Here is an 8,017-nt window from a genome sequence, read left to right as displayed (position 1 = left end):
GGCCTGCGGGCCGCCCGCCCCGCCGGCCGGCCCGCAGGCCTGATCACCCGATGGGCTCCCCACCAAGGTGGGGAGCCCATCGTCGTCAACGGGGATAGCGTGGAACGATGACGAGTTCTCCGCTTCCCCAACGACCTGTCGGACGCTCCGGGCTGAGGGTCTCAGCCATCGGACTCGGGTGCAACAACTTCGGCAGAGCCGGCACCGCCACGGAGACGCTCGACGGGACGCGTGCCGTGCTGAACGCCGCTCTCGACGCCGGCGTGACGTTCCTCGACACCGCAGACGTCTACGGGCGGGAGTTCGGGCTGTCGGAGACCCTCATGGGCGAAGCACTCCAGGGGCGCCGTGACGAGGTGATTCTCGCGACGAAGTTCGGCCACGCCGATCTCGCTCCCGGGGTGCTCGGCGGCGGCAAGGCCTCTCGGACCTCTATCCGGCGGTCTGTCGAGGGGTCGCTCCGGCGCCTCAGGACGGACTGGATCGACCTGTATCAGCTGCACACGCCGGACCCGTCGACGCCGATCGACGAGACTTTGGACGCGCTGGGGGACCTCGTCCGCGAGGGTAAGGTCCGCTATGTCGGGCACTCCAACTTCTCCGGCTGGCAGATCGCGGAAGCGGACTACGCCGCGAAGGGGGTGCGCTTCGTCGCGTCGCAGAATCAGTACAGCCTCCTGGCCCGTGCGGCTGAGCGCGAGGTGCTTCCGGCCATCGACAGGTTCGGTCTGGGACTCCTTCCGTTCTTCCCGCTGCACAACGGCCTGCTGACGGGGAAGTTCTCCCGAGAGGGCGGTCCGGAGGGAAGCCGCATCATGCGCCAGCGCCCGCATCTCTGGCGCGAAGCGCCGTGGGACGCGCTCGAGCGCTATCAGGCCTTCTGCGACGCGCGCGGCATCACCATGCTGCAGGCGACGTTCGCGTGGTTCCTGGCGAACCCACTCGTCTCGAGCGTCATCGCCGGGGCGACGAGCCCCGAGCAGGTGCACGCGAACGCCGCGGCCGCGACCGCGTGGGTCCCGAGTCCTGACGACATCGCCGAGATCGACGGCATCCTGAGTCTGCCCGCAGATCCGGCGGCGGGATGATCCGGCCGCGTCCGTGGAGTGGGCGCGGCGCTGCCGAAGGCGACGCGGGCTCGTCCACTAGGATGGCAGGGCCGTGCGCTCTCGCCGGCGAAGCTGTCGGCCAACCGGAGGATCTGTCGTGCCCGAGGTGACCACGCATACGCGTACCGTTTCGTTGTCCGGAGCGACGCTCGATCTCTCCTGGGCGGCCGGCACCGACACGGGCAAGCGCCGCGAGGTCAACCAGGACGCGGTCCTCGCCGAGTACCCCCTTTTCGTCGTCGCCGACGGCATGGGCGGGCACCTGGGCGGGGAGATCGCCAGCGCGAGCACGGTCGACCGCTTGCAGGCGGTCGTCAGCGGGGGGACGGTATCTCCGCGCCACATCGAGAAGGCCCTCTCGCGCGCGGTGAAAGACATCGTCTCGCACCCCGAGACCACCGACGAGGGCACCGGCACGACCCTGACCGGTCTGTATCTCGAGACGACGGCGGAGGAACCGCACTGGGTGACGCTGAACATCGGCGACTCGCGCGTGTACCTGCTCCGCGACGGAGAGATCGTCCAGGTGACGACGGATCACTCGGTGGTGCAGGAACTGATCGCGGCGGGCCGGCTGAGCCCGGAAGAGGCGGAGAACCACCCGTACGGCAACGTCATCACGAGGGCGGTCGGTCCGAGCGACAGCGTCAAGCCGGACTATCTTCGCCTCGAGGTCGTCGACGGCGACCGTTTCGTCGTGTGCTCGGACGGACTGACCAAAGAGCTCACCGACTTCGGGATCAAGCACTTCCTCGAAGCGAACATCGACCCGGCCGCAGCGGTCGAGGCGATGATGGCGGCGGCGCTCGAGAACGGCGGTCGAGACAACATCACGATCATCGTGCTCGACGTGAAGCGCCACTCTTCCTGAGAATTCGCTCTTGACCGCGGTCGCTCGCGGATTCTACGTTCGGCATATGACTTCCGCTCCCGAACGGACGTCGGGCAAGGGACTGGCCACCGGGACGCTCGGACTCTGGGGTTCGACCGTGATCGGCCTGGCATCCACCGCCCCCGTCTACTCTCTCGTCGCGACGCTCGGCTTCGTCGTCGTCGCGGTCGGCGCGCAGGCGCCGATCGCGTTCGTCCTGGCGTTCATCCCGATGTTGTTCATCGCCTTCGCTTACCGCGAGCTGAACAACGAGGTTCCCGACTGCGGCACCACCTTCACGTGGGGAACGAAGGCGTTCGGGCCGTGGGTCGGATGGATGGGCGGGTGGGGCGTGGCCGTGGCGGGCATGGTCGTGCTCGCGAACCTTTCGCAGATCGCCGGGATCTACCTGTGGTCGCTGATCGGCGACGGCTCGCTGGCGGAGAACGTTCCGCTCGTCACGGCGACGGGCGTCGCCTTCATCGCGGCGATGACATACGTCAGCTACCGGGGTGTCGAGATCGGTGAGCGGATCCAGAACATCCTGCTCGCCGTCCAGTACGTCGTCCTGGCGCTGTTCGTCGTCGTCGCGCTGTGGAAGTTCTTCGACGGGACCGCACCGAACCCGACGCCGTTCGATTTCGCGTGGTTCAACCCCTTCGGCTTCACCGAGTGGAGCGGCTTCACCGAGGCGGTGCTCCTGGCGCTCTTCATCTACTGGGGATGGGACACCTGCCTCGCGCTGAACGAGGAGACGAAGGATCCCAAGCGCATCCCTGGTCGCGCGGCTCTCTTGACCACCGTGATCCTCCTCGGCACCTACGTCACGGTGACGGTCGCCGCGATGATGTACGCCGGTGTCGGCGAAGACGGCGCGGGGCTCGCGAACGCCTCGAACGCCGAGGACGTCTTCCTCGCGATGAAGGACGGCCTGTTCGGCCCGTTCGCGTGGGTGCTGGTCGTCGCCGTGCTCATCTCGGCCGTCTCGTCGACGCAGACCACGATCCTGCCCACTGCCCGCGGAACCCTCGCGATGGCCGCCTACAAGGCTCTTCCCGCGCGATTCCAGACGGTGCATCCGCGATTCCACACGCCGTCGTTCTCGACGCTCGTCATGGGGATCGTCGCGAGCGTGTACTACGTGGGAATGACGATCATCAGCGACAACATCCTGCAGGACTCCATCCTGTCGCTCGGGCTCGCGATCGCCTTCTACTACGCTCTGACGGGCTACGCCTGCGTCTGGTACTTCCGGCGCGAGCTCTTCACCTCGGGCAAAAACCTCGTCTATCGCGGCATCCTGCCTCTGCTGGGTGCGCTGATGCTCACGTACGCATTCGTCCAATCGGCGATCGACATGTACGACGTCGACTACGGCAACTCGGAACTGCTCGGCATCGGCGGCACGTTCGTCGTCGGAATCGGCGCGCTCGCGTTCGGCGTCGTCCTGATGCTCGTGTGGTACCTCGTCCCGGCCTCGAAGCCGTTCTTCCGCGGCGAGAGCCTCAACCGCGATACCGAGGTCCTCGTCCCCGACGAGCCGATCACGTACCCGCGATCGGTCGACGGCGGGATCTGAGCGCTCCCCGTCCGTCGCCCGGACGATCGGGAGGGATCACGCGGTTCGCGCCCGCTCTCGCGATCTGATCGAGGGAGCGCGTGATCTCGCCGCCGTCGAGACCCGCCCGAGCTTGCTCAGACGGCGGAGCGGATGCCGCCGACCTCGTGGCCGCCGCCCGAAACGGTGAGGGGCAAGAGGGCGAGAGTGTCCGCGACGGCCGCGGGGGTCAGGGATCCGACCCGCTCGAGCAGACGCAGTGCGACGGCGTGGCCGGCCCGGTTGGAGCCGTCGAGCATCTTCAGAGCCACGGTGGTGCCGTCGGGTGCGGTCATGACCTGGACGCCCTCGGCGCCCATCTTCGAGAACACTCCCAGGCGCTCGATCACGACGGTGTCGGGTCGCCCGGGACCATCGATGGTCCACGGGTGCTCCTTGACCGCACGCACGAGGGTGCCCGCGCTCCGGTGCAGCGCGAAGGGGGAGCGCTCCGACGAGGTGGCGATGCGCTGGATCGCGCGCGCCAGACCGATCAAGCTCATGGCGTAGACGGGGGCGCCGCACCCGTCGATCGCCGTGGTCGTCATGCGCTCGCCGACCAGGCGCTCGAGCACCTCGCGGATGTGCACCTGCAGCGGGTGCTGCGGGTCGAGGTAGTCCGCCGTCGACCAGCCGTTCGCGACGCACGTGAGCAGCATGGCCGCGTGCTTGCCCGAGCAGTTTATGCGCAGAGGCGACGGGGAACCGTGGTCGCGCACGAGCTCGTCCCGCGCCGCGGTGTCACTCGGCCAAGCGGCCGGGCAGCCCAGGTCGTCTTCCGTCAGGCCCGCCGATTGAAGGATGCCGCGCGCCGTCTCGACGTGCCGTTCGGTGCCGCAGTGGCTCGCCATCGCGAGGGCCAGACGCTCGTCGGCGAGGTCGGCACCGGCCGACAGGCACGCCAGCGCCTGCAGCGGCTTCATGCTCGAGCGGGGGAGGAAGGCCGCGGTCGCTTCGCCGAGCGTGAGCTTCTCGGAGCCGTCGGGGGCGAGGACGACGGCGACGCCATAGTGGCGGGATTCGATGAACCCGTTCCGTTCGACGACGGCGAGCTCGACGGAGGCGGGGGGCGTTGCGGGCATCCGTCCATGCTATCTCCGCGGCCCGTTCCGGTCGGGCCTGCGGCGGTGACGCATTCTCGCGCCGGGAGGGCACGAGAGAGGCGGATGGCGCTGCGACACGCACGCGGAGAGGGCAGACTGGGGGAATGAACGGAGAGCACCACTACCGCCTGCGCTCGACCTGGACCGGAGACCGGGGGAGCGGTACGAGCGGCTACCGCGACTACGACCGTGCGGTGACGCTCGAGGTCGACGGGAAGCCCGCCATCGCGGCATCCGCTGACAAGCCCTTCCGCGGCGATCCGGGCAAATGGAACCCGGAGGAGCTGCTGCTCGCCGCCCTCAGCGAATGCCACCTCTTGTCGTATCTGCACGCGTGCGTCACGACGGGTGTCGTCGTCACCGCCTACGAGGACGACGCCTCCGGGACGATGCAGGAGGACGGCAACAGCGGGGGCGCGTTCACCGAAGTCGTCCTTCGCCCGCGCGTACGCGTCGCCGAGGAGTCGATGATCGAGGCTGCACGGGCGGCGCACAGGCAGGCGCGCGAGTGGTGCTTCATCGCCAACTCGGTGAACTTCCCCGTGCGGCACGAACCGGTGATCACCGTCGACTGACCCGCGCGCGCGGTCGGTGTCCGGCGTCGTACAGTGAGCGCATGCAGCTCGAACCGGCCCTTCGCCGCCTCGATCGGATCGCGGGCGGCCGCCAGGCCGATCATCGCGTCGACGTTCCCGACGATCCGAAGGTGCGCCGGGCGTTCCGCGCCATTACGCTCCTTCTCGCGCTCGGTTTCGTCTTGGGCGTCGCCACGGTCGTCATCGCGTTGGTGATGACCGTGAACGGGGCGGATGTCGGTTTCGCGGTGTGGATGCGGTGTCTCGTCGTGCTCGCGATCACGACGACGCTGTTCTACTTCCTCTGGCGCGCACGGGCGGGCTGGTACTGGGCGTTCCGGCGGCTGCAGTTGTTCAGCCGCATCTTCCCGGTCGTGGCGCTGGTTCTCGCGGCGATCCCGGGACTGTATCCCTTCTGGGTGGTGACCGAACAGATCCTCTTCGCCCTCCTGCTCATCGGGGTGTCGGACTATCTGCAGTCCGACGTGGTGCGCGCGGCGTATCCCAAGCCGCAGCAGCGGTGAGGGGCGAGGGGGGAACCGCCGGATGAGAACGACCTCGAGCCGGACGGCGGTCGCAGCCGTCGGCATCGCCGCGGCGGGGATCATCGCGGTCCTGCCGGACGGAATGCTGCGGTGGACCTTCCCCAAGTACCTCATCGTGGCCGTCGCCGTGGGCGTGGCCCTCTTCGCGCGACGGACCGGGAAGCTGCCGACCTGGGCGTGGGTCGTCGCGGCCGCCGCCTTCGCCGCCCTCGTGGTCGCGGCGATAGCGGGCTCCGTCCTCTACGGAACGGACGTCTGGGTCGGGCTGGTCGGGCGGTGGCCCCGTTACCTCGGTCCCCTGGTCGCGCTGCCCGTCGGTGCGGGGGCTGCCTGGCTGGGCGCCTCTCTGCTCGGCCCGCGAGCCGAGGGGGTGTGCATCCGGGCCTTCCTCATCGCGATGTCGGCCGCCGCCGTCGTGATCGCTTTCGTCGGTGTCCTCGAGGCGATCGGCCTGCGCCCGTTCTCGAGCGATCTGGAAAGACCCGGATCCGTCTTCGGCAACGCGACGGACCAGGGCATCGTGTGCGCGATGATGCTCCTGGTGCTCGCCGGTGCCGCCGCGAGCAGACGGGTCCGCGACGACGCCATGCTGAGGATCGTCGTCCTCCTCGGCGGAGCCGGCGCCGTGGTCGGTCTCGGCACGTCCGCCTCGCGCGGCGCCTACCTGGCCGCGCTGCTCGGAGTGATCGTGCTGGCGTTGCTCCTCTGGCGCACGGGTGCGTTGCGGGGCCGCATCGTCGCGGGCGGAGCGGCCGCCATGGGCCTCGCCGTGGCGATCGTCGTCGTGTTCGCGCCGGGTGCCCTCGATCGCCTGACGGGCGCGGACACCGTGGCCGCGGCGACCGTCGATGAGCGCTGGACGCTGTGGGGGTGGGGTTTACGGGTCTTCTCGACGTCTCCGGTCGTCGGCGCGGGCTCGGGCAGTTTCATCGACCGCGTCCCGTCTTTCCAAGACGCGTCGTGGTATCTCGACCGCCCCCTCAACACGGTTCTCGAGTCCTCTCACAATTGGATCCTCGACGCGGCATCCGACGGGGGCGTCGTGCTGGTCGGGGTGATGGCCGTCGGTCTCGTGCTGACGACCCGGACCGTGGCTCGCCGACTTCGAGGAGCCACGGACCCGAGCGGTCTCTTCCTGGGGAGTACCGCCGGTCTGATCGTGGCGGTCGTGGCGCTCCTCGCCCACCCGACGGGTCCCGCGGTGTTCCTGCTCGTGGCCGTCCTTCTCGGCATCGTCGTGGGGGAGCCCGCGCCCCTGCAGGAGGGATTCGGGTCCGTGCCGCGCACGATCGCCGCGCGCGTGGCCGGCGCGGCGGTCGTCGTGGCGCTCGCGGCGGGCACCGCGGCCGAGGTGCCGATGGCGACCGCCGCGGGTCGGAACGTCGCGGGTGCGTCACCCGACGCCGGCTTCGCCCTCGCGGTCACCCTGCGGCCATGGGATAGGGAACTCGTCGCACTCGCGGCTCAGGTGCTCACGACCCGAGCGGATGCCGGCGATCCCGACGCTTCGGAGGCGCCGGAGGAGTGGACAGCCCGGGCCGCAGCGGCCTTCCCTCACACGCTCGCCGTTCTCGATGCGCGAGCGGTCACCCTGGAAGCGGGACAGGAGTGGAACGCGGCGGCGGACATGCGAGAGCGAATGGCCGCCGTCGCCCCGCACGACATCCCGGCTCGACTGGATCTGGCCATCGATCTCGCGATGGCAGGCGAACGGGACCGGGCGGTGCAGGTCGCATCCGCGATCCTCGAGGAGCGGCCCGACATCGATAACGCCCGGCTCCTGATCACGGAGATCTGCGGGGATCGCACGGACGAGGACTGCTCGATCGCGGCTCGATAACGGTCTCGTCGCGTTTCGTTTTCCGGCCTCTCGCTGTGGTAAGACTTGACCGCGGCCACATACGTGCCGCCTGGGGGAGTTGGTGCGGGAGACCGCATCCGGGGGAGACGGGCGAGACGCCTGTCGCTGGAGAAGACGTGGCCACTACAGCCGTTTCGCGCACCGTTCGTGCCATCGCTCGTGTCACGGTGATGACACTCGTCCTCTCGGGGGCGGTGCTCGCGCCGACCGGAGCCTACGCGTCCGCGCAGCCGACGCCGTCGGCGAGCGCGAGCCCGATGGCGTCGGGGACGGCGAGCCCGGGGCCCTCGACACCGAGTCCGCGACCGTCCGCGTCGGCGAGCCCGCGGCCGTCTGCTTCACCGTCCGCGACTCCG

Annotated in this window: 7 protein-coding genes; 6 read left to right on the top strand and 1 reads right to left on the bottom strand. The window is 69.4% G+C overall.

Annotated features, from left to right (window positions below; genetic code table 11):
• Nucleotides 1-107: 107 nt before the first annotated feature.
• The 3 genes from NS220_RS17795 (at nucleotide 108) to NS220_RS17785 (ending at nucleotide 3,559) form a co-directional block, all read left to right on the top strand.
• On the top strand, nucleotides 108-1,088 hold the full coding sequence (locus tag NS220_RS17795; RefSeq protein WP_058625323.1) for an aldo/keto reductase: 981 nt from the start codon (nucleotides 108-110) through the stop codon (nucleotides 1,086-1,088).
• 118 nt (nucleotides 1,089-1,206) lie between these two features.
• Nucleotides 1,207-1,980 (top strand): PP2C family protein-serine/threonine phosphatase, encoded by a 774-nt coding sequence (locus NS220_RS17790; RefSeq protein WP_058625322.1) that lies wholly within the window; start codon nucleotides 1,207-1,209, stop codon nucleotides 1,978-1,980.
• Between the two features lie 46 nt (nucleotides 1,981-2,026).
• Nucleotides 2,027-3,559, top strand: a complete 1,533-nt coding sequence (locus NS220_RS17785) for an APC family permease (RefSeq protein WP_058625324.1) — start codon at nucleotides 2,027-2,029, stop codon at nucleotides 3,557-3,559.
• A gap of 116 nt (nucleotides 3,560-3,675) precedes the next feature.
• Here the strand turns inward: NS220_RS17785 and NS220_RS17780 are convergent, their stop codons facing one another.
• Entirely contained in the window at nucleotides 3,676-4,659 is a 984-nt protein-coding gene (locus NS220_RS17780) for an asparaginase (RefSeq protein WP_058625321.1), read from the bottom strand.
• 125 nt (nucleotides 4,660-4,784) lie between these two features.
• On the opposite strand from NS220_RS17780, the gene NS220_RS17775 reads away from it, so the two are divergent.
• The 3 genes from NS220_RS17775 to NS220_RS17765 are packed head-to-tail and all read left to right on the top strand — an operon-like array spanning nucleotide 4,785 to nucleotide 7,640.
• The gene (locus NS220_RS17775) at nucleotides 4,785-5,255 is read left to right on the top strand and encodes an OsmC family protein (RefSeq protein ID WP_058625320.1); all 471 of its coding nucleotides are present in this window, start codon (nucleotides 4,785-4,787) and stop codon (nucleotides 5,253-5,255) included.
• Between the two features lie 41 nt (nucleotides 5,256-5,296).
• Nucleotides 5,297-5,779: a hypothetical protein gene (locus NS220_RS17770; protein WP_058625319.1), complete on the top strand. Its 483-nt coding sequence runs from the start codon at nucleotides 5,297-5,299 to the stop codon at nucleotides 5,777-5,779.
• 22 nt (nucleotides 5,780-5,801) lie between these two features.
• The gene (locus tag NS220_RS17765; protein ID WP_058625318.1) at nucleotides 5,802-7,640 is read left to right on the top strand and encodes an O-antigen ligase family protein; all 1,839 of its coding nucleotides are present in this window, start codon (nucleotides 5,802-5,804) and stop codon (nucleotides 7,638-7,640) included.
• The last annotated feature ends 377 nt before the right edge of the window (nucleotides 7,641-8,017 follow it).

Source organism: Microbacterium testaceum (assembly GCF_001476655.1).
Lineage (GTDB): Bacteria > Actinomycetota > Actinomycetes > Actinomycetales > Microbacteriaceae > Microbacterium > Microbacterium testaceum_C.
This window is presented reverse-complemented; position numbering and strand designations above follow the sequence as displayed.

Excerpts from the sequence above, each read along its gene's own strand:
- NS220_RS17775 (WP_058625320.1), top strand. The coding sequence starts at position 4,785 with ATGAACGGAGAGCACCACTACCGCCTGCGCTCGACCTGGACCGGAGAC.
- NS220_RS17785 (WP_058625324.1), top strand. The coding sequence starts at position 2,027 with ATGACTTCCGCTCCCGAACGGACGTCGGGCAAGGGACTGGCCACCGGG.
- NS220_RS17765 (WP_058625318.1), top strand. The coding sequence starts at position 5,802 with ATGAGAACGACCTCGAGCCGGACGGCGGTCGCAGCCGTCGGCATCGCC.
- NS220_RS17795 (WP_058625323.1), top strand. The coding sequence starts at position 108 with ATGACGAGTTCTCCGCTTCCCCAACGACCTGTCGGACGCTCCGGGCTG.
- NS220_RS17770 (WP_058625319.1), top strand. The coding sequence starts at position 5,297 with ATGCAGCTCGAACCGGCCCTTCGCCGCCTCGATCGGATCGCGGGCGGC.
- NS220_RS17780 (WP_058625321.1), bottom strand. The coding sequence starts at position 4,659 with ATGCCCGCAACGCCCCCCGCCTCCGTCGAGCTCGCCGTCGTCGAACGG.